Source organism: Oceaniradius stylonematis, from assembly GCF_003149475.2.
GTDB lineage: Bacteria > Pseudomonadota > Alphaproteobacteria > Rhizobiales > Rhizobiaceae > Roseitalea > Roseitalea stylonematis.
The window spans coordinates 387,259-413,945 of the sequence record NZ_QFWV02000002.1; the positions used below are offsets into that span (position 1 = coordinate 387,259).

Consider the following 26,687-nt stretch of genomic DNA (forward strand, 5'->3'; position numbering starts at 1 on the left):
GTGCCTCCCTCACACTACCCGGTTGCCCGCCGCATCGAAAAAGAGCGGTTCGTGCGGCGTCACCGCGACGCGGTCGCCGTGATCGAGCGTCGAATGCGCGTCGGCGAGCGTCGTCAGCACATGCCCTTCGACCTCAAGATGCACCCGCGTCTGGTCACCCAGATGTTCAACCCGGGTCACGGTGCCCGATTTGCCGCCTTCGCCGTTCAGCGAGATATGCTCGGGCCGCAAGCCGATATGGGCGGCACCGGACGGCGCGCCGCCGAACAGCCCGGCCGGCAAGAGATTGATGCGCGGCAGGCCAAGGCGCGTCGCCACATATTCGCTCACCGGGTTTTCGTAGATCTCGCGCGGCGGCCCGAACTGCACGAGCCGCCCTTCATCGAGCACGCCGATATGCGTCGCCATCGTCATCGCCTCGATCTGATCGTGCGTGACATAGAGCAGCGTCGCCCCCAGATCGGCCTGAATGCGCTTGAGTTCGATCCTCAGCTCCGAGCGCAGCTTGGCATCGAGCGAGGACAGCGGCTCGTCCATCAGATAGATCGCCGGATCGCGTACGAGTGCGCGCCCGATGGAGACGCGCTGCATCTCGCCGCCGGAAAGCTGCGTCGCCTTGTTGTCGAGCTTGTGCGGGATCTGGAGCACCTCGGCCACTTCGGCGACCTTGCGCTCGATTTCGGCCGGAGAGGTGTTCAGGATCGGCGATTTGAGCGGAAAGGCAAGGTTTTCGCGCACGGTCATGTGCGGGTAGAGCGAATATTGCTGGAACACCATGGCAACGTCGCGCTGTGCCGGCGTTTCGCCGACAACGGATCGGCCGCCGATCGTGATCTCGCCGCGGTCGGGCCTTTCGAGACCTGCGATCAGCCGCAGCGTCGTGGTCTTGCCGGCACCCGTCGGACCGAGCAAGACGACGAACGCGCCATCGGGCACGTCGAGATCGATGCCATCCACGCCGATCGTGTGGCCGAAAACCTTCGTGACATCACGCAGAACGACTTCAGCCATGGCCGAACGCTCCCGCATTGAGGTCCGAGGCAAGCGCCCGGCCGGTCGTGTCGTCGAACAATGTCAGCGTCTGCGGCAGGAAATCGAGACCCACCGTCTCGCCCGGCCGGATCGCATGCGCCGCGCCCGTGCGCGCCTTGACTTCGCCATTGGGTGTATCGAGCGTGACGATCTGCGTGGTGCCCAGATATTCCGCCGCACGAACCTCGCCGCGATAGGCGGCGCTGTCCGAAAGGACCACGTGCTCGGGCCTGACGCCGAGCACCAGCTCTCCGGCGGCCGCCTCATGCTGCACAGGAACGGCGAAATCGGCGCCGTTCAGCGTAACTCTCGATGCGCCTTCGGTGACCGTGCCATCGAAACGCAGGAAATTCATCGATGGCGATCCGATGAAATCGGCAACGAACATGGTCGCCGGCTTGTCGTAGATTTCCTGTGGCGTGCCGAACTGCTCGACGACGCCATGGTTCATCACGACGATCTTGTCGCCCATCTGCATGGCTTCCAATTGATCATGCGTGACATAGACCGTCGTCGCGCCCATCCGGTCGTGCAGCGCCCGCAATTCCTCGGCCATCCGCTCGCGGAACTCGGCGTCGAGCGCGCCCAGCGGCTCATCCATCATGAAGGCCTTGGGATCGCGGACGATCGCGCGGCCGAGCGCCACGCGCTGGCGGTCGCCGCCCGAAAGCCCGCCGACCGGCCGGTCGAGAATGCTCTCGATGCCCAGAATGCGTGCGACTTCGTCGAGCTTGCGGTTGATCTGCGCGCGCGGCATTCCCTGGCTGACCAGCGGATAGATGATGTTTCGGCGCACATTCATGTGCGGATAGAGCGCGAACATCTGGAAGACGAAGGCGATGTCGCGCTGGCTGGCCGGCTTCTGCCCCACTTCCTCGCCGCCGATATAGATTTCGCCCGATGTGGGCAGTTCGAGCCCGGCGATCATGCGCAGCGTCGTCGTCTTGCCGCAGCCGGACGGGCCGAGCAGCATGAAGAACTCGCCATCGGCAATCGTGAAGGACGATGATTGCACGGCGGTGAAATCACCGAACTCCTTGCGCAGGTCTTTGATGACGATCTCGGCCAACGTCAGGTCATCCATCCATGAACGCGATCGGATTTGGCGGCAGAAATGGCAAAGGGATGCCAGGAACCGTTCGATGAGCGGGCCGGCCGCCCGGTCGAGAGCGGCGACGCCGCGGCGCGCAGCCATTTCGCCGTCCGAAGGATAAGGACGATTTGCCCCGATACAGCGTTCCAAAGGCTTGAAAGTGCACCACACTTCCGGCGCCTTTGCGCCTCGTCTCGCAGCAAATCGTCTCTTACCAAATCAATCGGGCTCATGGATGAATGACCTTTACTCCGGAAAATGGCTGACGATGATGAACATCACCGTGCCGATCAGCGTCACGATGAACGAATAGGTGAAGAAGCCGATTGCAAAGGGCTGCATCAGCATCAGAACGCCGAGCGCGATCAGGATCGTCGCCACCATCTCCCATGGCCCCCGGCGAAAACGGGCCAGACCGGTGAAAAAGCCGTTCATTTGCGCACCGCGCCGAAGGTGATGCCGCGCAACAGATGCTTGCGCAGGGCGACGGTGAAGATCATCACGGGCAAGAGGAACAAGGTCGCGCCTGCGGCCACCGCCGGCCAGTCCTGCCCGCCCACGCCGATGATCGTCGGGATGAATGGCGGCGCGGTCTGCGCGGTGCCCGAGGTCAGCAGCACGGCGAACGCGTATTCGTTCCATGAAAAGATCAGGCAGAAGATCGCCGTCGCCACGATCCCGGTCGTCGCCTGCGGCAGCACCACCTTGTAGAAGGCCTGAAAGCGCGTGTAGCCGTCGATCAGCGCCGCTTCCTCATATTCGCGCGGGATCTCGTCGATGAACCCCTTCAGCAGCCAGACCGCCAGCGAAATGTTGACCGCCGTATAGAGCAGGATCATGCCCAGATGGGTGTCCGACAGGCCAAGCTGGCGGTACATCAGGAAGATCGGGATCGCCACCGCGATCGGCGGCATCATCCGCGTCGACAGGATGAAGAACAGAAGATCGTCCTTCAGCGGTATCCGAAAGCGCGAAAAGGCGTAAGCCGCCAGAACGCCCAGAAAGATGCTCAGGAACGTCGAGCCGAAGCCGATGATGATCGAGTTGAGGAACCGTTCGCCATAGCGCGACGGGCCGACGATCACCATGTCGTACTGCCGGACGATCTCCTCGTACCAGGTCTGCGGCGGATTTGCGGCCAGATAGTCTTCGGTCTGGCGCGTGCGCGTGGTGAAGAGGTTCACATAGCCTTCCAGCGTCGGCTCGAAGAGCACCTTGGGCGGGTAGGAGATCGCGTCCGCCGGGCTCTTGAAGCCGGTGGCGACGATCCAGACGAGCGGGACCATCGTGATCAGCGCATAGGCGATGACCAGCGTGCCGGCGATCCATTTCTGCCGGCCCGACGGCTCGTTGACCGAATAGGCGCTCATCGTTCCTTCACCTTGTTGAGGGCCTTCACATAGATCGAGGCCAGGCCGAACACGGTCACGAACAGGATGATGGCATAGGCCGACGAATAGCCGGTGCGCCATTTCTCGAACGCTTCGCGCTTGAGATTGATCGAGGCCAGTTCGGTGATGCTGCCCGGCCCGCCGCCGGTCAGTTGCACGACCAGGTCGAACATCTTGAAGTTCTCGATGCCGCGGAACAGCACCGCCAGCATCAGGAACGGCAGCACCATCGGCACGGTGATCGTCCAGAACTGGCGCCATTTCGACGCCCGGTCGATCTCGGCGGCCTCGTAGATATAGTCGGGGATGGATCTTAGGCCGGCCAGGCAGATCAGCATGACGAACGGCGTCCACATCCAGGTGTCGACGATGACGATCGCCCAGGGCGCCAGCGTCACCGAACCGATCATCTCGAACGAGGACGGGTCGGCGCCAATGAAGAAGGCGACGATGTAATTGAAAAGTCCGATTTGCGGCTGGTAGAGGAAGGTCCAGAAATTGCCGACAACCGCCGGCGACAGCATCATCGGCAGCACGATGATCGTTGTCCAAAGATCGTTGCCGCGGAATTTCTTGTTGATCAGATAGGCCAGCGCAAAGCCGATCAGCACCTGGAAGAAGATCGTCCAGAACAGGAAGTGCGCCGTCGCCTGCATGTTCAGCCAGATGTCGCTGTCGGTCAGGATGCGCTCATAATTGCGCAGCCCCACCCATTCGACCTCGCGGTTCGGCCGGTTGGCGCGGAAATTGGTGAACGACAGATAGATCGTCCAGATCAGCGGGAAGATGTTGATCGCCAGGAGCAGGAAGATCGTCGGGCCGACGAACAGCCACGCGATCGCCCGGTCCGACAGGCCGCGCACCTTGCGTGCGACCCGGGCCGGCGTGCGCTGGGCGATTTTGTCGATGGCGGTGTCCGTCATGCGGCCACAAGCCTCCCGCTCGTGCCATGGGCACGATCATGAATGCAAAATTTCCAAGGGGCAACGCCCCGGCCGAAACCGGCCGGGGCGCCGATCGGTATCAGAGCTTGCCTTCGTCCTCGAAGACCTCGGTCCAGTCCTCGATCAGCTTGTCGAGGGCTTCCTGGGCCGTGCCCTGATCGGCAACGATGTAGTCGTGCAGGCGCTTCTGCATGGCCAGCAGCAGTTCGGCATAAGCCGGCTCCTGCCAAAAGTCCTGAACGCCGTCCATGGCGACCAGGAAATCGCCGGCGAACGGCGCGCTCTCTTCAAAGCCATCGCCCTGCAGCACCGAATTGTGGGCCGAATAGCCGCCCAGCTCCCACCATTTGGCCTGCACCTCGGGCTGTGCGAACCACTTGATGTATTCGAGCGCCGCATCCTGCTTGTCCGAATAGGCGACAACCGAGATGCCCTGCCCGCCCAGCGTCGAGGCGGCCACGTTCTGCGGCGGGTTGACGAAGAAGTCGATCTTGTCGCCGCCCGTGTTCGGATCCGCATAAAGGCCGGGGAAGAAGGCGAACCAGTTCATCGCCATCGCCACCTGACCTGACTTGAAGGCGTCGAGCGACTGCTCCATGTAGGCGTCCGTATATCCGGGCGGCGTACAGCACTCGTAGAGCTCCTTGTAGAACTCAAGCGCCTCGACCGCTTCGGGCGAATTCACCGCGCCCGCCATGTCGTAGCTGCCGGGCTCGTTCTCGTACTTGAAGCCCCAGGCGTAAAGCGCGCCGGTGGCGCCCATGGTGATGCCTTCCGACCCGCGCTCGGTGAAGATGGAAACACCGTAGCGGGTCTGGCCATCGATCTCGCGCTCCTGGAAGAACTTGGCGATCTGCATGAGCTCCATCTGCGACTGCGGCTCACGCAACTCCTGGCCGGTCTCTTCCATATAGGCCGCGCGGATGTCCTCGTTCTCGAACCAGTCCTTGCGGTAGAACCAGCCGTTCGCATCGCCCATCGCCGGCAGCGCGTAATAGTTCGGCGAACCCTTCGGCCAGGTCGAATAGGCATAGACGGTCGCCGGGGCGAAATCGTCCATCGAGATGCCTTCGGCATCGAAGAAGTCGTTGAGCTTGACGTAATGGCCGTTCTCGGCGCCGCCGCCGATCCACTGGCTGTCGCCGATCAGAAGGTCACACAGCTTGCCGCCCGAATTGAGCTCGTTGAGCATGCGGTCGGCGAAGTTCGGCCACGGCACGAACTCGAAATTCATGGTGTGACCGCTCTCGGCCTCGAACTCCTTGGACAGTTCCACCAGCGCGTTGGCCGGGTCCCATGCCGCCCAGCACAGGGTCAATTCTTCGGCCTGGGCCGCGTTGGCCCCCATGAGGCCGGCGGTCGACATGGCGGTTGCCATCAACAATGCACGTTTGATCATCGATTTCCTCCCTGATGAAGCGGACTGCGGCGGCTGAACGCGAACCGGACGGGCCCTCCCAAGCGCCGAACTTCGACCAAAAGCCTAAATGAGGTACGCACCTCATGTCGAGTCCCAATTTGCCCCGGCGACAAAAAAGATCGCAGCCGGCAGGTTCGTCGCGATCAGATGGCAAGCCGCGTCCAGGCCGCGTCGCGTTTGGACGAACGCACGCACGCATCGACGAAGGCAACGCCGATCAGCCCGTCATGCGCGGTCGGATAGACCACATCGTCGGGCACCGGTTCGCCGGCGCTCACGGCGCGGATCGCCGCCGCCGCCTCGGTGTAGATGTTGGCAAAGCCTTCAAGATAGCCTTCGGGATGGCCCGGCGGCACACGGCTCATCCGGCCCGCAGCTTCCCCGGCCCCGGCGCCATTGCGCGTGATGAGGCGCTTGGGCTCACCGAGCGGCGTGAACCAGAGATAGTTGGGGTCCTCCTGCCGCCATTCGAGCCCGCCCTTGTCGCCATAGACCCGCAGCTTGAGGGCGTTTTCGTTACCCGGCGCCACCTGGCTCGACCACAGCATGCCCTTGGCGCCTCCGGCAAACCGCAACAGCACATGGGCATTGTCGTCCACGCGCCTGCCTTCGACGAACGTGTCGAGATCGGCGGCCAACGCCTCCACCTGAAGCCCCGTGACGAACTGCGCCAGATTGAGCGCATGGGTGCCGATGTCGCCGGTCGACCCGCCCGCGCCCGACCGCGCGGGATCGGTGCGCCAGGCCGCCTGCTTCATGCCTGTAGCCTCGAGCGGTTCGGTCAGCCAGTCCTGCGGATACTCCGCCTGTACAAGCCGGATGCGGCCGATTTCGCCATTGGCGATCATCTCGCGCGCCTGCCGGATCATCGGATAGCCGGTGTAATTGTGCGTCAGGATGAACAGCGCGTCCGAACTCTCGGCCAGCTTCACCAGCCGCTTGGCGTCCGGCAGGGTCGAGGTGAGCGGCTTGTCGCAGATGACATGGATGCCGCGCTTGAGGAACTCGCGCGCCACCGGATAGTGCATGTGGTTCGGTGTGACGATGGCAACCGCATCGATGCCGGTCTTCAGCCGCGCCTCGCGCTTTGCCATCTCGGTGAAGTCGCCATAGATGCGGTCGTCCGGCAGGCCGAGATCGCGGCCCGATGCCTTCGATTTTTCCGCCGTCGAACTGAACGCGCCGGCAACGAGCTGATAGTGGCCGTCGATCCGGCTGGCGATCCGGTGCACCGCGCCGATGAACGCGTCGCGCCCGCCGCCGACCATGCCCAGCCGGATCGGCCGTCCCGCAATGTCGTTCCTGCCTTCTATTGCCATTTCTTCCTCCCCTATGCGTGGGCTTCTGACGCCATCCAGCCACCCCTGACAAGCGCGATCGCTTCGGTGAAGACCTGCGCTTCGCTGTCGAACAGCGGGCGCCAGACCTTGGTCGCCGCGGCGATGTCGGGCAGCGCATGGCCGAACGCCTCGACCGTCAGCCAGCCGTCGTAACCGGCCCGTCGCAGGGCATCGAACGTCGCCTGGAAATCGATATGCCCCCGGCCCGGTGTGCCGCGATCGTTCTCGGAAATATGGACATGGGCCATCTGCCCGGCCGTCTCCGCGATGACACCGGCCGGGTCCTTTTCCTCGATGTTGGCGTGGAACGTGTCGTAGAGATAGCCGTAATTGTCCGACCCGACGGCCCGGGCCAGCGCCGCCGCCCGCTCCGCCGTATTCAGCGCGTAGCACTCAAACCGGTTCAGCGGCTCAACTGCGATCGTCAGGCCCGAGCCGGCGGCATGGGCCGCCATTTCGGTGTGTGCCGCAACGATGCGATCCCACTCGGCATCCGTCGGTCCCGATCCGCTGAAGACGCCCAGCGGCTGGTAGAACGGACCGCACAGAACCTCGGCGCCAAGCGCGGCCGAACAGTCGACCAGCCATTTCAGATAGTCGACCCCGGCCCGACGGCATGCACGATCTCCGCTGATCGGATTGCGCGCCTCGTCCTGCACGATGGCGACCGCTGTGCGGTCGAGCCCCAGACCATCCAGCCGGGACCCCAGGGCGGCGTAATGCGCCTCGTCGCCCTCGAACACCGGCACCTCGACCCCGTCATAGCCGGCCGCCTTGAGCTGCTCGAGCACGACCGTGTCCGCATCGGTGACGTGGGTCGTCCAGAGCAGCAGGTTGAAGCCGATCTTCATCGGTCGATGCCCAGCATCTTGCGGTTTGCGGCATCGTCCGTGCCGGCGCCGGCAAAATCGTCGAATGCATGCTCGGTCACGCGGATGATATGCGCATCGACGAAGGCCGCGCCCTCGCGCGCGCCGTCCTCGGGATGCTTGAGCGCGCATTCCCACTCGACGACGGCCCAGCCGTCGAAGTCGTATTGGGTCAGCTTGGAGAAGACCGCGCCGAAATCGACCTGCCCGTCGCCCAGCGAGCGGAACCGCCCTGCCCGATCCACCCAGGACTGGTAGCCGCCATAGACCCCTTGCCGACCGGTCGGGTTCAGTTCCGCGTCCTTGACGTGGAACATTTTGATGCGGTCGTGGTAGATGTCGATATTGTCGAGATAGTCGAGCGCCTGCAGCACATAGTGGCTCGGATCGTAGAGCATGTTGCAGCGCGCGTGGCCGCCGAGGCGCTCCAGGAACATCTCGAAGGTGATGCCGTCGTGCAAATCCTCGCCCGGATGGATTTCGTAACACACATCGACGCCGTTTTCCTCGGCATGGTCGAGGATCGGGCGCCACCGCGCGGCCAGCTCGTCAAAGGCCGCTTCCACCAGTCCTGCCGGCCGTTGCGGCCAGGGATAGACATAGGGCCAGGCGAGCGCTCCCGAAAAGGTCACGTGAGCGCCGATACCCATGTTCCGCGAGGCGGTGATCGCCTTCATGACCTGGTCGACCGCCCATTCCTGGCGCGCCTTGGGGTTGCCGTGCACGGATGGGTCGGCGAACCCGTCAAACGCGGCGTCATAGGCCGGATGAACCGCGACGAGCTGGCCCTGCAGATGTGTCGACAGTTCGGTGACCTCGACGCCGTTCTCCGCCCCCTTGCCCTTGAACTCGTCGCAATAATCCTTGCTTCCGGCCGCTTTTGCGAGGTCGAAAAGGCGCCCGTCCCAGCTCGGCACCTGCACACCCTTGTAGCCGCAATCGGCGGCCCATTTGGTGATCGCGTCCCATGAGTTGAACGGCGCCTCGTCGCCGGCGAACTGTGCCAGGAACAGCGCCGGGCCCTTGATGGTCTTCATGGTCTCTCCTCCCAATCGGTGAATCAAACAGGGCGCAAAGCGCAGCACCCGGCTTCAGGGCAAATTCTCCCTGAGAAAGATCTCGGTGCGGATGCGCTCCTGCGACGGGATCGTCTCCATCCCGTCCACATCCGCCTTCAGGACGCGCAGCGCCGATCGCACGATGTGACCCGGATTTTGTGCGATCACCGCATCGAACGTCCCGTCTGTCAGGGCCGCGCGCGTGCAGTCCGTCAATTCGTGGGCGATGACGGTGACGCGGTCGCTGGCACCGGCCGCGTTGAGAGCCTGCACCAGACCGTGATTGCCGGCGCCGGCCGAATAGACGCCGCCAATGCCGGGGTGTTTGGACAAAAGCCGCGTAACCTGCGCGGTCACAAGATCGCCCCGGTCGTGGCATTCGAGCGTCGGCATCACATGCAGATGGCCGAAGCGTTCCGCCATGACCTGATCGAAGCCCAGCCGCCGCTCGGCATGGTCGCGCGCGCTCATCGAGCCGGCGATCACCAGCACCGATGCCGGCGCAACCGGCAGGAAGCGGCCGAGCAATGTTGCGGCGGTGCGCCCTGCGGCGACGTTGTTGATCCCGACGAAGTGCCCGCAGCCGGCCGTCGGCAGGTCGGCGACCACCGGCACGACGCTGGTGCCGGCCGCCATCACACGCCGCACCGCATCGCGCACGCGCGGCGTCTCCGGCGCCATCAGGGCAAGGCCGTCCGGCGGTGCCTTGGCGAGAGCCCCCATCATGTCGGCAAGCGCATGGGTATCGTCGGCCGGATAGGTGCGAACGGCGATACGCATCCGCTCCATGGCAGTCATCGCCGCGCTTTCGGAGATCGCGGCCCGCAATTCGGACAGAAACTCCGTCGGCGCATCAGGCAGGATGCAGGTGAAGTCATAGGTGCGCTGGCGGGCTAGGTTCGCTGCCGCCACGTCGCGCACATAGCCGAGCTGTTCGATCGCGTCGTTGACCCGCGAAATCGTCTTTGCGCGCACACCGGGGCGCTTGTTGAGCACGCGATCCACCGTCGCAAGGCTCACGCCTGCCGTCTGCGCGATGTCGTGGACTGTCGGTCGCGACATGCGCCGCTGGCTCCCTCACCGTTTTCGATCTTTATGAGGTACGTCCATCGGCGGCGTCAATGCGCGCCGCAATATCGCTGCCGAACAACGGATTGGGCCAAAGCCTCGATTGCGCTTTGCCTCCCGTTCGTTAGAAGCGTCCCAAAAGACCGGAGCCCCCCATGAGCGCGCTGTTTCCCCTTACCAAGACCGAAACCGCCTACCGCCGGCTGACCGGCGAGCATGTTCGCACCGACAGTTTCCGCGGGCAGGACATGCTGGTCGTCGAGCCCGAAGCGCTTCGGCTGCTTTCCGAAGCGGCATTCTCCGACATCAATCACCTTCTGCGCCCCGGCCATCTCAAGCAGCTTGCCTCGATCCTCGAGGACCCGGAGGCAACCGACAACGACCGGTTCGTCGCCTACGATCTTCTGAAGAACGCCAACATCGCCGCCGGCGGTATCCTGCCCATGTGCCAGGACACCGGGACTGCGATCATCATGGGCAAGAAGGGGCGGCGCGTCTGGACCGACGGCGGCGACGAGGACGCGATCGGACAGGGCGTCCGCGACGCCTACGAAAAGAAGAATTTGCGCTATTCGCAGCTCGCCCCGCTGTCGATGTTCGAGGAAAAGAACACGCGCAACAATCTGCCTGCCCAGGTCGATATCTATCAGGAGGGCGAGGAAGCCTACGAATTCCTGTTCGTCGCCAAGGGCGGCGGGTCCGCCAACAAGACGTTCCTTTATCAGGGCACGCCGTCGCTTCTGACCCATGACCGGATGATCGATTTCCTGAAAGAGAAGATCCTGACGCTCGGCACCGCCGCCTGCCCGCCCTACCATCTGGCCATCGTCATCGGCGGCACCAGCGCCGAAATGAACCTGAAGACGGTCAAGCTCGCCTCGACCCGCTATCTGGATGGCCTGCCCACCGAAGGCTCCGAAGATGCGCACGCCTTCCGCGATCTCGCCATGGAAGCCGAGGTCCACAAGCTGACCCAGCAGATGGGCGTCGGCGCGCAATTCGGCGGCAAATATTTCTGCCACGATGTGCGCGTCATCCGCCTGCCCCGCCACGGCGCCTCGCTGCCGATCGGGCTGGGCGTATCGTGCTCGGCCGACCGACAGGCGCTCGGCCGGATCACGCGCGACGGTGTCTTTCTCGAGCAGCTCGAGACCAATCCGGCCCATTACATGCCAGACGTCGATGAAGGCGCACTTGGCGGCGCGGTGGTCGAGATCGACCTCAACCGGCCCATGACTCAGATTCTCAAGGAACTCAGCCAACACCCTGTCAAGACTCGGCTTTCGCTGACCGGCTCGATCATCGTCGCGCGCGATCTCGCCCACTCCAAGATCAGGGAGCGGCTCGAGAATGGCGAACCGATGCCCGACTATTTCAAGAACCATCCGATCTATTATGCTGGCCCCGCCAAGACGCCCGAAGGCTTTGCCTCGGGTTCGTTCGGACCGACCACGGCGGGCCGGATGGATTCCTATGTCGACCAGTTCCAGTCCTTTGGCGGCTCGATGGTGATGCTGGCCAAGGGCAACCGGTCGCGACAGGTGCGCGAGGCCTGCGCCCGCCATGGCGGCTTTTATCTCGGCTCGATCGGCGGTCCGGCCGCCCGCCTCGCCCAGGACTGCATCAAGAAGGTCGAAGTCGTCGAATATCCCGAACTCGGCATGGAGGCGATCTGGCGCATCGAGGTCGAGGACTTCCCCGCCTTCATCGTCATCGACGACAAGGGCAACGACTTCTTCAAGGAACTCAATCTGGGCTGAGCGCGGCAGGCGCTCACCACATCGTCTTGGCGGCGCGGTCGGGCCAGGCTTCGTCATAGGCCCTGCCGTCGATACCGCCATCGGTCTGCGCGGCCAGCACATCGCCCGGCGTCGGAATGGAGCCGGGCTCGACATGGCGTGCCGGGTCCCACAGGCCGGCGCGCATCACGGCCCGGCCGCATTGGGTGTAGATTTCGCCGATCGTGACGACGATGGCCGAGCGCGGCCGCTGGCCGTCCCGTTCCATCGAGGCCAGAAGATCGGCGTCCGCCGTCACGATAGCGGTGCCGTTCAGCCGCACCGTCGTCTTCGAGCCGGGAATGAGAAAGCAGAAGGCGACGCGCGGATCGCGCACGATGTTGCGCAGCGTGTCGATGCGGTTGTTGCCGCGCCGGTCGGGGATGATCAGCGTCTTGTCGTCATGGATGGTGAACGCGCCACCGGCTTCACCGCGCGGCGAACAATCGAGCCCCTCCGGCCCGACGCTGGCGAGCGTGAAAAAGGGCGAGGCTTCCAAGAGCCGGCGATACTCGGTCGTGATCCGCGTCGCCACCTTGGCGAGCGAAGCTTCGCCGGGCGTGCCGTAAAGCGCTTGGAGGGCCGCGACATCGTCGATCGAAGGAAATGTCATCGACTCAGCCCCTTTTGTTCCAGTTCGGCGAGATAGGCCGCCCATTTCTCGTCCTTTTGGATGCCCAGCTCATTGAGGTAGCTCCAGGTGAAGATGCCGGTCGCGTGCATGTCGTCGAAGGTGATGCGCACGGCGTAATTGCCCACCGGCTCGACCTTCATGATCCCGACGTCTTTCTTGCCGCCGACCGTCTTGCGCTGTTCGGGGCTGTGGCCCTGCACCTCGGCCGAGGGCGACATGACACGCAGCATCTCTGCGGTCAGAGCGTGCCTGGCGCCATTGTCGAAGGTGACGGTCAACTGGCGCTTGTCCGCCGAAACGCGCAACTCGGTCGGCCAAACATCGCTCATCGGTGCCTCCGTTTCAGGCAAATCATGACACGTTCGGTCGGGATTTGCGCCCCATGGCCTTGACCGTCAAGAAAAACCGTCAAATTGTGGCCATCGCGGATTGGATACAAAACCCCGATGCACAACCACGCGCCCACCACGCAGCCCCCGATGATCGATCCGTTCGGCCGGACGGTGAGCTATCTGCGCGTATCGGTCACAGACCGTTGCGATTTCCGCTGCGTCTATTGCATGTCCGAGCAGATGACGTTTCTGCCAAAGAAGGACCTGCTGACGCTCGAGGAACTGGACCGCCTGTGCACGGTCTTCGTCGAAAAGGGTGTCCGCAAGCTGCGGCTCACCGGTGGCGAGCCGCTGGTGCGCAAGAACATCATGCATCTGGTGCGCCAGCTTTCGCGGCACCTTGAATCGGGCGCGCTCGAAGAACTGACGCTGACGACCAACGGCTCGCAACTCGCCCGCTTCGCCGGCGAACTGGTCGACTGCGGCGTCAGGCGCGTCAATGTCTCGCTCGACACGCTCGATCCCGGCAAGTTCAAGACCGTCACCCGCTGGGGCGATCTCGATCGCGTTCTCGGCGGCATTGCCGCGGCCAAGGCGGCCGGCCTGCAGATCAAGATCAACGCGGTTGCCCTCAAGGGCGTCAACCATGCCGAGATCGTGCCGATGATGGAATGGGCCCATGGCGAAGGCTTCGATTTCACGCTGATCGAGACCATGCCGATGGGGGAAATCGACGAGGATCGTACCGACCAGTATCTACCCCTGTCGCAGGTGCGCGCCGATCTCGCGGACCGTTTCACGCTCACCGACATTCCCTACAAGACGGGCGGCCCTGCCCGCTATGTGGAAGTGGCCGAAACCGGCGGCCGCCTCGGCTTCATCACGCCGATGACCCACAATTTCTGCGAAAGCTGCAACCGCGTCCGGCTGACCTGCACCGGAACGCTCTACATGTGTCTGGGCCAGGAGGATGCAGCCGACCTGCGCGAACCGCTGCGCCGGTCCGAGGGCAACGAACTGGTCGGCGCCGCCATCGACGAGGCCATCGGCCGCAAGCCCAAGGGCCACGACTTCGTCATCGACCGCACGACCCGCNGGCGGTGGCCGCCGGCGGCCTCGCCCTCGCCGACCAACTGGCCTATGAAAATGCCCGGTTCGGCACCCGCTTCGCGCTGCCCGCGCACATGTTCACCGCCATCGATCCGCCGCCCGCCAACAGTGACGGTATCCGGTTTTTGTCCGACGATGGAGCGGCGCTCAGCATCTTCGGCCAGTTCAATGTCTTCAACGAAACGCCGGAGCAGATGCGCCAGCGGCTCGCCGGCTATCGGGCCGAAAACGCGGAAAGCGTTACCTATGAAGCGGCGGGCGACGACTGGCTGGTGCTGTCCGGCTTTTCCGGAACCGACATCTACTATGAGCGCTACGAGTTCGGCCGGGACGCGGTCGTCCACGGTGCGGTCCTGGTCCATCCGGCAGCCGACAAGGCGCGGTATCAGCGCCTCGTCGCGAGCTTTGCCGAAAGGCTGACCGGGCCATGACCGGCATCGCCGTGGTCGGCGCTGGCATTTCCGGCCTTTCGACCGCCTGGGCGCTGGCAAAACACGGCGTCGATGTCACGCTTTACGAGCAAGGGCCCATCCCCAATCCGCTGTCCGCCTCCGGTGACGAACACCGCATCATCCGGCGCGCCTATGGCGGCCAGACGGGCTATGCACGGCGGATCGACGAGGCCTATGACGCATGGAACGAGCTTTTCGACGATTTGGGCGAAAACCACCTGATCGAAAACGGCTTTCTGATCGTCTCGCGCGAACCTGGCGACGAGGCCGAGCAATACCGGAAAGGTCTTCTGGCTGGCGGCTACCCGCTGGATGTGCTCAGTCCGGCAGCGGCAGCCGACCGGTTCGGTTTCCTCGAGCCTGGAACTTTCCGTTACGCCGGTTTCAGCCCCGAGGGTGGTGCGCTTTTGTGTCAGAAGATCGGTGCCGGGATCGGCGACTGGCTGCGCGCCAAAGGCGTGACCGTCCGCGACAACACCAAGGTGACGGCCATCGACGGCACCGCGGGTACGGTGACCACGGAAGGCGGCGAAACCAAACGTTATGACCGCGTCATCGTCACCGCGGGCGCCTGGGTGCTCGCTCTGGTGCCGCATCTGGCCGAACGGCTGACTACATACCGGACCGCTGTCGCCTACTTCACCCCGCCGCCCGATCTCGCACCAGCATGGGAAAATGCACCCGTGCTGCTCGACATGGGCGGCGATTCCGACGGCTACGGCATCCCGCCGATCGGCGGCTCCGGCCTCAAGCTGGGCACGGGCAACCACAAGCGAAAATCCGGCCCCGATGAGGATCGCGACCCGGGCAGTGACGAAGCCGACGCGATACGGCGCTGGTTTTCCCCGCCCTTGGCCCGGCTCGACGAATACACACACGAGAAGACGGTCACATGCGCCTACACGTTCACATCCGACGAGCGCTTTGCCCTTCACCGGGAAGAACGGCTCTGGGTCGTCTCGGCCTGCTCGGGCCATGGCTACAAGTTCGGCGCGGCCATCGGCCGGCGCGTTGCGCGCCATGTGACCGCCAACGATGAAAACGCGCTGGTGGCCTGGCTCGAGGCCCGCGATTGAGCCGGTGACAAGATCGGCGCTGTTCACCGGCACACCGCCATGATAGGCCGATGGCGGTCGGGTTCACCGGCCGTTTTCGTTAGAGATCGAAAGCACCGGGTCACCATGCCTTTGTCGGCGAACATAAGGGGCTGCCTTTTCATGTCCCTGTCGATGGCCGCATTTACCATCAATGACACACTCACCAAGTCCGTCATGGACACGCTGAACACCGGACAGATCATGTTCGTCCGCGGTGCAGTCATCCTCGCCGGCCTCCTCGTCTATCTGCGCGTCCTGCGTCGGCCGATCCTGGCAAAGGGCATGTTCTCGGCGCCGGTCATCGTCAGGACCGGAGGCGAGTTGGCGATGACGGTACTGTTTCTCGGCGCACTGGCGCATCTGCCGCTTGCCAACGCAACCGCGGTCCTGCAGGCGGTGCCGCTGGCGGTCGCATTGGGCGCCGCGCTCTACCTTGGCGAGCGCGTCGGGTGGCGACGGTGGACCGCGATTCTGATCGGTTTTTGCGGTGTCCTTCTGATCGTTCGCCCGGGCCTTGCCGGCTTCAACGCCTACACGTTGATGGTGGTCGGAGCGGTGATTTTCGCGGCGGTGCGCGATCTTGCAACGCGCCGGATCGTCGCGACGGTGCCGTCGCTCACCATTTCGGCGCTGACCGCATTGACGGTCACGCTGACCGGCCTTGTGCTGATCGTTCCCCTTGGCGGCTGGACGCCGATGGACGCGTCCGTCGTCGTGATCTTGATGGCCGCCGCCGGCTTTCTGTTCGCCGGATACCTTTTCATCGTCATGGCCATGCGGGAGGGCGACATCGGCTTTGTCGCGCCGTTCCGCTACACGGCGCTTCTCTGGGCGCTTATTCTCGGCCTGGCGTTCTTCGGCGAGTTCCCCGACACGGCAACCCTTGCGGGCGCGGCGATCGTCGTCGGCACCGGCATCTATACGCTCTATCGGGAAAGCCGGCCCGGCCGGGCACGGCACGCCGCTCAGCGCCCGGCCGCTGCATCGAGACCGGCGCCGGGTGCCTGAGATGTCCGCGCCCCTGCCCTTGCCGGCCCCCGTTACGCGCAACCTCACCGCCATCGCGACGATGACGCTGGCGATGGCTCTGTTCGCGCTTGACGACAGCTTCATCAAGCTGGCCGCAGCCGAAATCAATGTCGGTCAGGTCATCCTGTTGCAGACGCTGATCGCGGTGGTGGTGTTCGCCATTCTCACCAGGCTTTCGGGCGATGCCTTGTGGAGCCGCGCCTTCCTCGCGCGCCCGGTCGTCCTGCGCAACACCGGCGAGGTGCTCGGTGTCGTCTGCTTCGTCACCGCGCTCGCGCTGATGCCGCTTTCGACCGCCTCGGCCATCCTGCAGGCACAGCCGCTGGTCGTCACGCTCGGCGCCGCGCTTTTCCTGGGCGAGAAAGTCGGCTGGCGCCGATGGACCGCCGTCATGATCGGCTTTTTCGGGGTGCTGATCATCATCCGGCCCGGGATGGCGGGGTTCACGCCGGCAGCGCTTCTGGCGGTCGGCGCGGTGATCGGGCTCGCGGTGCGCGATCTGGCCACGCGTCGCGTGGAGACCGGCATCAGCACGATGCAGCTGTCGACCTTTGCGAGCGTCGTCATCCTGCCGCCCGCCTTCGTCATGATGATGGCCTATGGCGGCTGGTCGCCGATGAGTTTTCAGACAACGCTTTATGTCATCGGCGCCGCGATGTCCGGCATGGGGGCCTACTACGCGATCACATTGTCGCTGCGCATCGGCGAACTGTCCGTCATCGCGCCGTTCCGCTATTCGAGACTGCTGTTCGCGCTGATCCTGGGCTTTCTCCTGTTCGGTGAACAACCCGACCTGCCCATGCTGACCGGCTCGGCGCTGATCATCGGCACAGGCATCTACGCCTTCTATCGCGAGCGTTTGCAGGCGCGGCAGCCGGCGACCGGGCCCCGGAACGAAGCCGCGCGCGAGCCTTAACCCCGGTTGCGCAACCGGTCGAGTTCGGCCTTTTCGCCCTCGATCTCCGAGCGCACGAACGCCCGGAACGCCTCGATCTTCGGCTCGGCGGTCATTTCCGGCAGGCAGCAGAAGTAGAAGCTCGCATTGGACGGCAGCACCAGATCGAACGGCGCGACGAGCCGGCCGGCGCGAATGTCACGGGCGGCCAGTGTCAGCCGGCCGAGCACGATGCCTGCCTGGTCGACGGCAGCCTCGATGGCGTGGTCGGCATGGCTGAAGCGCGCGCCGCGCGATGCATCGATGCCATGGGCACCGGCATGTTTGAGCCAGGTCGCCCAGGTCACCGCCTTGGGCAGGAACGACGCCGAATCATCGTGCAGCAGGGTCATCGACGCCAGGTCCGTCAGTGACATGGCGCCTCCGAACCGCTGTTCCAGCAGCATCGGGCTGATCAGCGGCGTCGCCGCATCTTCCGCCAGCGGCTCCACCCGCAGCCCCGGATAATTGCCGCCGCCGAACCGGATCGCCACGTCGATCGGGTCCTTTCTCAGATCGGACAGGTTCAGATTGGCCGCGATGCGAAACTCGATGTCCGGATGCAGTTCCAGAAAGCGGTGAATACGCGGCGACAGCCACTTGGCGGCAAAGGCCGGCCCGGTCGACACGGTCAGCACATGGTCGGGCGTTGCGGGCCTGAGCTGGTTCATCGCCCCGTGCAGCCGCTCGAACCCGTCCTGAACGAACGGCGCGAAACGGGCGCCCTCCTCGGTCAGCACCACGCGGCGGTTGAGGCGCCGGAACAGCGCAATGTGCAGATGCTCCTCCAGTTGCCTGATCTGGAACGACAGCGCCGAAGGCGTGACGTTCAACTCCTCGGCTGCCTTCTGGAAGCTCAGATGGCGGGATGCGGCATCGAACGCCCGCAGGGCATTGAGCGGTGGAAGACGGCGCGTCACATCAGTTTTCCTTATGCGAACCATCAGAAGTTCGCGTTTGTCGGGCCGTTTGGCAACAGTTATTTCAATCTCGACCCAAGGCCGATCAGCCGACCCCCGCACAAGGAACCGCACCGATGACCCACACCGACCCTTTCGATCGCGACATCGACTATGACCGCGCCAGACGGTTTGCCGCCCTTGAACGCAGGATGGCCATCGATACTCTGGTTCGCCGCGTGTTCCGCCTTGGACGCCGGCAGGCACAGCAACGTTGAACGGGCCGGCGGCGGATGGGCGCCGCCGGCTTCTCTTGACGGGCAATTCGGAGTAAGGACACGCGTCCAACCACCGGTTTCCCCGATGTCGCAAGCAATCCTGTCCAGGCCGGGCACCGTCAGGCCGCTGCTCGTAACGCTCGTCGTTCTGGCGGCGGTCAGCCCGCTTGCGATCAACATGTTCGTACCCTCCATGCCCTCGATCGCCGACGATTTCGGCGCCCCCTATCCGACGGTGCAACTCGGACTGTCGCTCTACCTGATCTTCATGGCGCTGCTGCAACTCGTCGCCGGTCCGGTTTCCGACCGGATCGGCCGGCGCCCCGTCCTGATCGCCGGCATGACGGTCTTCATCATCGGCTCGGTCGTTTGCATGCTGGCGCCCAATGTCGAGGTCTTCCTGTTCGGCCGCGTCGTCCAGACGGCCAGCGCCGTCGGGCTGGTGCTTTCAAGGACCATCATCCGCGACATCTATCCGCGCGAGAAATCGGCGTCGATGATCGGCTATGTCGTCATGGGAATGGCGGTGGCCCCGATGATCGCGCCCGCCATCGGCGGCCTTGCCGACGAAATGGCCGGCTGGCGCGCCGCATTCGTGCTGCTGACCCTGTTCGGCGCGGTCGCGCTTGCCGCAACCGTGATCTTCCTGCCGGAGACGAACACAAGCGAGGGGCAAACCGCCCGCACGCAGATCGCCACATGGGGCGTGTTGGCCCGCATGCCCGCTTTCTGGCTCTATGCGATGACCCCGACACTCGCGTCGATGGTCTTTTTCGGTTTTCTGGGCGGCGGGCCGGCGGTTTCCGATGCGTTTCTGGGCCAGACACCGTTCGAGTACGGGCTGTGGTTCTCGCTGTGCGCGCTTGGCTATCTGATCGGCAACTTCCTGTCGGGACGATTTTCGCAGCTGCGCGGCATCGAGGCGATGATCCGCGACGGCTCCTTCGTCACGCTGGGCAGCACGCTGACGCTGCTGGTCCTGTTCGCCCTGGGCCTGGACCACCCCGCGGCGCTGTTCATCCCGATCGCCTTGACCGGCATCGGCAACGGGCTTGTCCTGCCGAACGCGACCGCCGCGGTCATCAGCCTCAAACCGGAAGCCTCGGGCGCCGCATCGGGCCTTCAGGGTGCCCTGCAGATCGGCTGCGGAGCGATCGCATCGATCATCGGCGCCTACGCCGCGCGCGGCGGGGAGTCGCCCGTCGGGCTTGCCGTGGCGCTCACCGTGATGGCACTGGTCGCCCTCGCGGTCGCCCTGGTCGCGATCCGTTCGCCCAGCGACGCCGATTGACGGTTTTCACGTTGAGCCGACACGCGCGCTTGGGCATTATCGCGACATGACAGCCAACGCCGCTCCAACGCCGGAAGCCGCATATCTGGTCGCGCCCGACCCCGATGCCGACGGCCTGTCGGCGGAGGTCTCGGGTCATGACCAGGACGGCAACCCGATGACGACGCGGGTCGTCACCGAGCGTCCTCTGACGCTCTATCTGAACCGGCAGGAAATCGTCACCATGATGACGATCGGTGATCATCCCGACCTCCTCGCGGTGGGCTATCTGATCAACCAGAACATGCTGCGGCCCGACGACGAGATCACCGCGATCGACCATGACGACGATCTGGACGTGGTGGTCGTGCGCACGGCCCGCGCGACCGACTATGAGTCGGTGCTGCAAAAGAAGGTGCGCACGTCCGGTTGCGCCCAGGGAACCGTGTTCGGCGACGTGATGGAAGGGTTCGACGCAACGGCTCTGCCCGCCGGCGCCGTCCTGCGCACATCGTGGCTGCACGGACTGACGAAAACCATCAACACGACCCCGAGCCTTTATCTCGCCGCCGGCGCTATCCATGGCTGCGTGCTGTGCGAACGCGACCGGCCGCTGGTCTACATGGAGGATGTCGGCCGTCACAATGCCGTCGACAAGATCGCCGGCTGGATGCGGCTCAACGGCGTGGCTGGCGCCGACAAGATTTTCTACACGACCGGCCGGCTGACCTCGGAAATGGTGATCAAGACCGTCATGATGGGTATTCCGGTCCTGGTATCGCGGTCGGGTTTCACTGCTTGGGGCGTTGAACTGGCGCGGCAGGCCGGCCTCACCCTGATCGGCCGCGCCCGCGGCAAGCGCTTCACGGTTCTTTCCGGCAATGAACGGATTGTCCGCGACATGGACTGGTCGAAGGTGGCCGACGAGACGCCCGACATGCGGCGCAAGGGCGCGGGCGATGACTGATACGACCCCGCAAACAGACGCAATCCTCGGCGTCGTGCTCGCCGGCGGCCAGTCAAGCCGCATGGGCGGCACCGACAAGGCGCTGATCGCGCTCGCCGGCAAGCTCCTGATCGCCCATGTCGCCGAACGCCTTGCGCCCCAGGTCGGCGCCATGGCGGTCAACGCCAATGGCGATGCCGCGCGTTTCGACAGGCTGGACCTGCCGGTCTTTGCCGACACGATCGGCGGCCATGCCGGCCCGCTCGCCGGCGTGCTCGCAGCCATGCGCTTTGCCAGCGATCGCGGTGCGGCATTCACCCATGTCGCCACGGCGGCGACCGACACGCCATTCTTTCCGACCGATCTGGTGACGCGTCTGGCGGCCGCCGCGACAACGCCCGACACGATCGCAATGGCGGCTTCCGACGGCAATCGCCATCCGGTATTCGCGCTCTGGCCGACCGGCTTGGCCGACGATCTCGAGCGCTGGCTGGCCGGGACGGACACGTTCAAGGTGATGGCGTGGGCAAAGCGTCACCGGTTCGCGCCGGTCGAATTCGGGCCTGGGGCCCATGGCGCCGATCCGTTCTTCAACATCAACACGCCCGAAGACCTGACCGCCGCCGAACGCCAGGCACAAGCGGCGCTTGTGTGATGGCTGACAGTCCGCCCCGCTTCGGTATTGTCGGCTGGAAGAATTCCGGCAAGACGACCATGACCGCCAACCTGACACGCGAACTGATCGATCGTGGTCACCGGGTCGCGACCGTCAAGCGCGCGCACGGCGCCTTCGACATCGACCGGCCCGGCACCGACAGCCACACCCATCGCCAGGCCGGGGCGCAAGAGGTGGCGATCGTGTCATCCGCCCGCTGGGCGCTGATACACGAGAACAGGCCGGACGAGGCCGAACTGCCGCTCGACGATATCATCGCACGGCTTTCGCCCTGCGACATCGTTCTGGTCGAAGGCTTCAAGGGCGCGCCTCACCCCAAGATCGAGCTGCGCGCGAACCATGACAAAGCGCGCCCTGCCCTTGCCGACACCGATCCGGCGGTCGTCGCGGTCGCCTGCGACGACGCGCCGGGCGATGTGGCGCCGGACGGAAAGCCGGTTTTCCGGCGCGACCAGACCGAAGCGATCGCGACACTGGTGGAACAGGTCTGCGGTCTCGGCACAGGGACCGAACGGCGGTCCGCGTCATGAGCGCAGGCCGGCAGACACTGATCGACGACTGTTTCGTCAATGACGGCCAGCGCATGCGTCATGACGATGTGCTCTCCTTGCTGGCCAACCGCCTCGAACCGGTGACCGGCACGACGACGGTATCGGTGGTCGGCGCGCAGGGCCGTATCGTGGCCGTGCCGGTCACCGCACCGGGTCCGGTGCCGCGCAGCGACAATGCCGCAGTCGATGGTTACGCGTTCGCTCACGCCGCCTATCTCAAAGGCCCGGACCACCTGCCGGTTGCCGGACGGATTGCCGCCGGCGCGACCGCGACCGGACCGGTGCCGCCGGGCCGTTGCGTGCGCATCTTCACCGGCGCGCCGATGCCAGCCGGCGCCGACACCGTGGCGATGCAGGAGGACTGCACCGTTCTTCAAGACGGTGCGATCGCGGTGCCCGCTGGCCTGAAGGCCGGCGCGAACCGGCGCCGGGCAGGCGAGGACTTCATGCCGGGAGATCCCGTCGTCCGCGACGGCCAGACGCTGCGCCCGCAGGACCTGGCAGCGCTGGCCGCGACGGGGCACGGGACGGTCTCGGTTCGCAAAAGGTTGCGCATTGCCATCCTGTCGACCGGCGACGAAATCGTACCTGCCGGTGCCGAGGCAGGTGCGGCGCAGGTTCATGATGCCAACCGGCCCATGCTGCTGGCGCTTGCCGGCCAGGCCGCGACGACGGTCACCGACCTTGGTCATGTCGGCGACGATGCCGACGCGCTGCGCGAGACGCTGGCGACAGCGGCCGCAGATCATGACCTGATCATCACGTCCGGCGGCGCCTCGCTTGGCGACGAGGACCACATGCTCGCAGTGCTCGATGAACTTGGAAAACGCCATCTGTGGCAGATCGCCATCAAGCCGGGCCGGCCGATGATGTTCGGCCAGATCGGCGATACGGTCGTCCTCGGCCTTCCGGGCAATCCGGTCGCCGTGCTCGTCTGCTTTCTGCTTTATGCGCGCGCGGTGATCGGCCATCTGGCCGGCGCATCGGTGACGCCGCCGGCCGCCTATACGCTGCCTGCCGCCTTTGCCATTGACCGCAAGAAGACGGGCCGCCGCGAATTTCTTCGCGGCTGGACCGAAGCCGACCCGGAAACCGGCGTGCTGAACGCACACAAGTTCCCGCGTGACGGCTCCGGACTGGTCTCCGGCCTGCAGGCGGCGTACGGGCTGATCGACCTGCCCGAACATGTCGATGCGGTTGCGCCGGGCGACCCGGTGCGCTTTATCCCGTTTGCGGAGATGGGGCTGATGCCCGGCTGGAGCGGGGACGGATGACGACGGACGAGACGGCAGGTCACACCGCCGGGGCGGCGGAGGAACGCCCCTCCGGCCCGCCGCACAGCGCCGCCAGGCGGCCGCTGCCGGCCGACCGCTTCGGCGGCTATGCGCCGCTCTCGGTCGCGCTTCATTGGCTCAGCGTCCTGTTTGCCGCCGCACTCCTGCTCACGGCATGGCTCGACCGACCCGAACTGCACGGTTTGGCGGGCCTTGTGGCGGCACCCTTCCTGCTGGTCCATACGCTGCGACGCCTCAAACGGGGTTTTCCCCGCGCGCCGGACGAGCCGGCCATCCTGTCATTTGCTGCGCGTCTGGCGATCATCGCGATGCTGCTGGCCATGCTCGTCATCGTCCTGTCGGGGCTCTCGATCGTCTTGTCGTCAGACCGCATCTCCGGCCTCGCCGGCTCCGACATCGTCCTGCCATGGGCGCCCGGACCGGCACTGACGGCGGCGGCCCATGCGTGGCACGGAGCTGCCGCGCAACTGTTCCTTGCCGCCGCAGGCCTGCATCTTCTGGCAGCGCTCGGCTATGGCGCCCGCCGCATGCATGCGGTGACGAACCGCATCGTGCGCCCGGTCCCGGGCGGGCGCTGAAGCGGCGGCCTGCTGACACCCAGCTGTCATTTTTGGTTGCAAAGCGCTTTGGTCTCATGGAACATCGCCGCCAATGCCCATCAGGGAGGTGGGCGTTCAACCGCCCGCGCAAGCCGCGGGCCACGCGTGACATGAGGTATTCCATGCGTTTGAGCACAACAATTCTGGCCGCGGCCACGACCCTTGCCCTTTCGGTCGGCGCCGCCCAGGCCCAGGACGCCATGCAGATCAAGATCGGCACCGAAGGCGCCTACCCGCCCTTCAACAATCTCGAGGCGGACGGCTCGCTCGTCGGTTTCGACATCGACATCGCAAAGGCGCTCTGCGAGGAAATGGGCGCCGAGTGCGAATTCGTCACCCAGGACTGGGATGGCATCATTCCGGCTTTGGTGGCCGGCAAGTTCGACGCGATCATCGCGTCCATGTCGATCACCGAAGAGCGCAAGCAGACTGTCGACTTCACCGAGAAGTACTACAACACCCCGCCGGCGATCGCCGTCCCGAAGGATTCCGACATCACGGCCGCGACCGACGAGGGCCTTGCCGGCCGCACCATCGGCGCCCAGTCGGCGACGACGCACTCCAACTATGCCGAAGAGAAGTTGTCCTCGGCCGATCTGCGGCTCTATCCGACGCCCGACGAGTACAAGCTCGACATCGCCTCGGGCCGTATCGATGCGGTCATCGACGATGTCGTCGTGCTGTCCGAGTGGCTGGCCACCGACGAAGGCCAGTGCTGCAAGATCCTCGACACGCTGACGCCGGACCCGGTGATCAACGGCGAAGGCGCCGGCATCGCCATCCGCAAGGGCGAGGACGAACTTCGCGAGGCCTTCAACGCGGCGATCCAGGCGATCCGTGCGAACGGCGTCTACGAGCAGATCAATAACAAGTATTTCGAGTTCGACGTTTATGGCGGCTGATCGCGCCGTGATACATTGAGCATTGAGCGAAAAGCGGCGGGGACGGCCTGTCTCCGCCCTTTTCACATCCGCATTCCTCCGACGATGGATGGCTGATGGACGCGCTGGGCTATCTGGCATTCGGCGACACCGGCTGGAGCGACGAGATCGCACGCGGCGTGCTTGTCACTGCTTCACTGGCCTTGGTCACCCTGCCCGTCGGCCTTGCGATCGGCTTTCTTCTTGCCCTTGCAAAGCAGTCCCGCGAAGAGACGCTGCGGCTGGCCGCCGACATCTACACGACGATCTTTCGCGGCCTCCCCGAACTGCTGACCATCTTCATGGTCTATTACGGCATGCAGATCGGCATACGGCAGGCATCGCTCGCGCTCGGCTTCGAGGGCGGCTTCGAGATCAACGCCTTCGTCGCCGGAATGATCGCGCTGGCCGTCGTCTTTTCGTCGTTTGCGAGCGAGGTGTTCCTGTCCGCCTTTCGCGCCATTCCCCACGGCCAGTACGAGGCCGGTGATGCGCTCGGCCTGACGCGCTGGCAGACCATGCGCACGATCATAGCGCCGCAGCTCGTCCGCATCGCCCTGCCCGGCTTGGGTAATCTGTGGCTCATCTTGCTCAAGGACACGGCCTACATCTCGGTAATCGGGCTTTCAGACATCATGCGCCAGGCCGGCATTGCCGCGCGCGTGACCAAAGAGGCGTTCCTGTTCTTTGGCATCGCCTGCCTGCTCTATCTGGTGCTCGCGATCCTCTCCTCGATCGTCTTTTCGCGCATCGAGCGCGCCGCCCGGCGTTCGGAGGTCCGCGCGTGACCGCCATCGTCCGCCAGACGCTGCTGGCGCCGCAGCCCGCCCCGCCGGATCTGGCCAAGCAGTGGACGCGCACGCGCATTGTCGGCCATGGTCTGATGGCCGTTTGGATATTGGCGGGCCTCGGCATGGTCTGGTGGCTGATCGGCGCGTGGAACATCGAGTTCGTCGACCGCTATCTGCCGCGCTACCTGGCCGGCCTGTGGACGACGCTCTCGCTGGTCGCGATCTCCATCGTGCTCGGCGCGGCACTGTCGCTGCCGCTGGCCTTCATGCGCATGTCGGACAACCCGGTCCTGGGAGGCATCGCCTATGGCTATGTCTATTTCTTTCGCGGTACGCCGCTGCTCGCCCAGCTCTTCCTGATCTACTACGGCTTCGGCACGTTCCGCGCCGAACTGGAAGCGGTGGGCCTGTGGTGGTTCTTCCGCGATGCATGGAACTGCGCTCTGTTTGCCTTCACGCTCAACACCGCCGCCTATCAGGCCGAAATCCTGCGCGGCGCGATCGAAAGCGTGAAGCCCGGACAGTGGGAGGGCGGCGCGGCACTCGGCCTGCGCCCGCTTCAGACGTTCCGCAAGATTGTCCTGCCGCAGGCGATGATCGTCGCCCTGCGCCCCTATGGCAACGAGATCATCCTGATGATCAAGGGATCGGCGGTCGTCGCGCTGATCACAGTGTTCGATCTGATGGCCGTCACGCGACGCGCCTTTTCCAACACGTTCGACTTCCAGACCTATATCTGGGCAGCGGTCTTTTATCTGGTGATCGTCGAGACCGTCCGCATCCTGTGGAACCGGCTGGAAAAGCGTCTGACACGCCACCAACAGCGCTGAATCGGCCTGTGAAGCGCCGGAATCGGATTGTCAGCGCGTCCGGGCAACCGA

The 26,687-nt window shown here is 64.8% G+C and carries 27 protein-coding genes and 1 pseudogene; 15 read left to right on the top strand and 13 right to left on the bottom strand.

Annotated features, from left to right (window positions below):
• Positions 1-9: 9 nt before the first annotated feature.
• From DEM25_RS03295 to DEM25_RS03340, 10 genes are all read right to left on the bottom strand, one after another.
• Positions 10-1,011: an ABC transporter ATP-binding protein gene (locus DEM25_RS03295; protein ID WP_109768124.1), complete on the bottom strand. Its 1,002-nt coding sequence runs from the start codon at positions 1,009-1,011 to the stop codon at positions 10-12.
• A complete protein-coding gene (locus tag DEM25_RS03300) occupies positions 1,004-2,101 on the bottom strand; it encodes an ABC transporter ATP-binding protein (protein WP_109768183.1) in 1,098 nt (365 codons plus the stop codon). Before DEM25_RS03300 ends, DEM25_RS03295 begins: the two co-directional genes overlap by 8 nt.
• A 270-nt stretch (positions 2,102-2,371) precedes the next feature.
• Positions 2,372-2,560 carry a hypothetical protein gene (locus DEM25_RS03305; RefSeq protein ID WP_109768125.1) on the bottom strand — a complete coding sequence of 63 codons (189 nt, stop codon included), beginning with the start codon at positions 2,558-2,560 and terminating at the stop codon, positions 2,372-2,374.
• Positions 2,557-3,495, bottom strand: a complete 939-nt coding sequence (locus DEM25_RS03310) for a carbohydrate ABC transporter permease (protein WP_109768126.1) — start codon at positions 3,493-3,495, stop codon at positions 2,557-2,559. The genes DEM25_RS03305 and DEM25_RS03310 overlap by 4 nt, the downstream gene beginning before the upstream one ends.
• Entirely contained in the window at positions 3,492-4,439 is a 948-nt protein-coding gene (locus DEM25_RS03315; protein ID WP_109768127.1) for a carbohydrate ABC transporter permease, read from the bottom strand. The genes DEM25_RS03310 and DEM25_RS03315 overlap by 4 nt, the downstream gene beginning before the upstream one ends.
• A 100-nt stretch (positions 4,440-4,539) precedes the next feature.
• A complete protein-coding gene (locus DEM25_RS03320; protein ID WP_109768128.1) occupies positions 4,540-5,859 on the bottom strand; it encodes an ABC transporter substrate-binding protein in 1,320 nt (439 codons plus the stop codon).
• A 164-nt stretch (positions 5,860-6,023) separates the two neighbouring features.
• Positions 6,024-7,199 (bottom strand): Gfo/Idh/MocA family protein, encoded by a 1,176-nt coding sequence (locus DEM25_RS03325; protein ID WP_109768129.1) that lies wholly within the window; start codon positions 7,197-7,199, stop codon positions 6,024-6,026.
• An 11-nt stretch (positions 7,200-7,210) separates the two neighbouring features.
• Positions 7,211-8,071, bottom strand: coding sequence for a sugar phosphate isomerase/epimerase family protein (locus DEM25_RS03330; RefSeq protein ID WP_109768130.1), 861 nt, complete (start codon positions 8,069-8,071; stop codon positions 7,211-7,213).
• Positions 8,068-9,126, bottom strand: coding sequence for a sugar phosphate isomerase/epimerase family protein (locus tag DEM25_RS03335; protein WP_109768131.1), 1,059 nt, complete (start codon positions 9,124-9,126; stop codon positions 8,068-8,070). The genes DEM25_RS03330 and DEM25_RS03335 overlap by 4 nt, the downstream gene beginning before the upstream one ends.
• Before the next feature lie 54 nt (positions 9,127-9,180).
• Entirely contained in the window at positions 9,181-10,209 is a 1,029-nt protein-coding gene (locus DEM25_RS03340) for a LacI family DNA-binding transcriptional regulator (protein ID WP_109768132.1), read from the bottom strand.
• Between the two features lie 161 nt (positions 10,210-10,370).
• Here DEM25_RS03340 and DEM25_RS03345 point away from each other — a divergent pair, with 161 nt between their 5' ends.
• Positions 10,371-11,975, top strand: coding sequence for a fumarate hydratase (locus DEM25_RS03345; RefSeq protein ID WP_109768133.1), 1,605 nt, complete (start codon positions 10,371-10,373; stop codon positions 11,973-11,975).
• 13 nt (positions 11,976-11,988) lie between these two features.
• Here the strand turns inward: DEM25_RS03345 and DEM25_RS03350 are convergent, their stop codons facing one another.
• Both DEM25_RS03350 and DEM25_RS03355 read right to left on the bottom strand, forming a co-directional pair.
• Complete coding sequence (locus DEM25_RS03350) at positions 11,989-12,606, bottom strand: pyridoxamine 5'-phosphate oxidase family protein (RefSeq protein ID WP_109768134.1); 618 nt, start codon at positions 12,604-12,606, stop codon at positions 11,989-11,991.
• On the bottom strand, positions 12,603-12,956 hold the full coding sequence (locus DEM25_RS03355; protein WP_109768135.1) for a gamma-butyrobetaine hydroxylase family protein: 354 nt from the start codon (positions 12,954-12,956) through the stop codon (positions 12,603-12,605). The genes DEM25_RS03350 and DEM25_RS03355 overlap by 4 nt, the downstream gene beginning before the upstream one ends.
• Before the next feature lie 117 nt (positions 12,957-13,073).
• Here DEM25_RS03355 and moaA point away from each other — a divergent pair.
• From moaA to DEM25_RS03375, 4 genes and pseudogenes are all read left to right on the top strand, one after another.
• Positions 13,074-14,051 (top strand): annotated as a pseudogene (moaA, locus tag DEM25_RS03360) (GTP 3',8-cyclase MoaA); the annotation flags it as partial.
• Positions 14,052-14,496: 445 nt separating this feature from the next.
• Positions 14,497-15,597: an NAD(P)/FAD-dependent oxidoreductase gene (locus tag DEM25_RS03365; protein WP_109768138.1), complete on the top strand. Its 1,101-nt coding sequence runs from the start codon at positions 14,497-14,499 to the stop codon at positions 15,595-15,597.
• Positions 15,598-15,702: 105 nt separating this feature from the next.
• On the top strand, positions 15,703-16,626 hold the full coding sequence (locus DEM25_RS03370; RefSeq protein ID WP_196780249.1) for a DMT family transporter: 924 nt from the start codon (positions 15,703-15,705) through the stop codon (positions 16,624-16,626).
• Position 16,627: 1 nt separating this feature from the next.
• On the top strand, positions 16,628-17,563 hold the full coding sequence (locus DEM25_RS03375; protein WP_196780250.1) for a DMT family transporter: 936 nt from the start codon (positions 16,628-16,630) through the stop codon (positions 17,561-17,563).
• Here the strand turns inward: DEM25_RS03375 and gcvA are convergent.
• On the bottom strand, positions 17,560-18,501 hold the full coding sequence (gcvA, locus tag DEM25_RS03380; protein WP_158585148.1) for a transcriptional regulator GcvA: 942 nt from the start codon (positions 18,499-18,501) through the stop codon (positions 17,560-17,562). The two genes, DEM25_RS03375 and gcvA, sit on opposite strands and share 4 nt — an antisense overlap.
• Before the next feature lie 116 nt (positions 18,502-18,617).
• Between gcvA and DEM25_RS17715 the strand changes: the two genes are divergently transcribed.
• The 10 genes from DEM25_RS17715 to DEM25_RS03425 all read left to right on the top strand — a co-directional run bounded on the left by DEM25_RS17715 (position 18,618) and on the right by DEM25_RS03425 (position 26,636).
• The gene (locus tag DEM25_RS17715) at positions 18,618-18,758 is read left to right on the top strand and encodes a hypothetical protein (protein ID WP_158585149.1); all 141 of its coding nucleotides are present in this window, start codon (positions 18,618-18,620) and stop codon (positions 18,756-18,758) included.
• Positions 18,759-18,843: 85 nt separating this feature from the next.
• Positions 18,844-20,049: a multidrug effflux MFS transporter gene (locus DEM25_RS03385; RefSeq protein ID WP_109768141.1), complete on the top strand. Its 1,206-nt coding sequence runs from the start codon at positions 18,844-18,846 to the stop codon at positions 20,047-20,049.
• 46 nt (positions 20,050-20,095) lie between these two features.
• Positions 20,096-20,995, top strand: a complete 900-nt coding sequence (gene fdhD, locus DEM25_RS03390) for a formate dehydrogenase accessory sulfurtransferase FdhD (RefSeq protein ID WP_109768142.1) — start codon at positions 20,096-20,098, stop codon at positions 20,993-20,995.
• Positions 20,988-21,629 (top strand): molybdenum cofactor guanylyltransferase MobA, encoded by a 642-nt coding sequence (gene mobA, locus DEM25_RS03395; RefSeq protein WP_109768143.1) that lies wholly within the window; start codon positions 20,988-20,990, stop codon positions 21,627-21,629. Before fdhD ends, mobA begins: the two co-directional genes overlap by 8 nt.
• Positions 21,629-22,180 carry a molybdopterin-guanine dinucleotide biosynthesis protein B gene (gene mobB / locus DEM25_RS03400; RefSeq protein ID WP_109768144.1) on the top strand — a complete coding sequence of 184 codons (552 nt, stop codon included), beginning with the start codon at positions 21,629-21,631 and terminating at the stop codon, positions 22,178-22,180. Before mobA ends, mobB begins: the two co-directional genes overlap by 1 nt.
• On the top strand, positions 22,177-23,475 hold the full coding sequence (locus DEM25_RS03405; RefSeq protein ID WP_109768145.1) for a molybdopterin molybdotransferase MoeA: 1,299 nt from the start codon (positions 22,177-22,179) through the stop codon (positions 23,473-23,475). The genes mobB and DEM25_RS03405 overlap by 4 nt, the downstream gene beginning before the upstream one ends.
• Entirely contained in the window at positions 23,472-24,074 is a 603-nt protein-coding gene (locus DEM25_RS03410) for a cytochrome b/b6 domain-containing protein (RefSeq protein WP_109768146.1), read from the top strand. Before DEM25_RS03405 ends, DEM25_RS03410 begins: the two co-directional genes overlap by 4 nt.
• Positions 24,075-24,205: 131 nt before the next feature.
• Positions 24,206-24,997, top strand: coding sequence for an ABC transporter substrate-binding protein (locus tag DEM25_RS03415; RefSeq protein WP_109768185.1), 792 nt, complete (start codon positions 24,206-24,208; stop codon positions 24,995-24,997).
• A gap of 95 nt (positions 24,998-25,092) precedes the next feature.
• A complete protein-coding gene (locus tag DEM25_RS03420; RefSeq protein WP_109768147.1) occupies positions 25,093-25,803 on the top strand; it encodes an ABC transporter permease in 711 nt (236 codons plus the stop codon).
• A complete protein-coding gene (locus DEM25_RS03425) occupies positions 25,800-26,636 on the top strand; it encodes an ABC transporter permease (RefSeq protein WP_428981900.1) in 837 nt (278 codons plus the stop codon). Before DEM25_RS03420 ends, DEM25_RS03425 begins: the two co-directional genes overlap by 4 nt.
• The last annotated feature ends 51 nt before the right edge of the window (positions 26,637-26,687 follow it).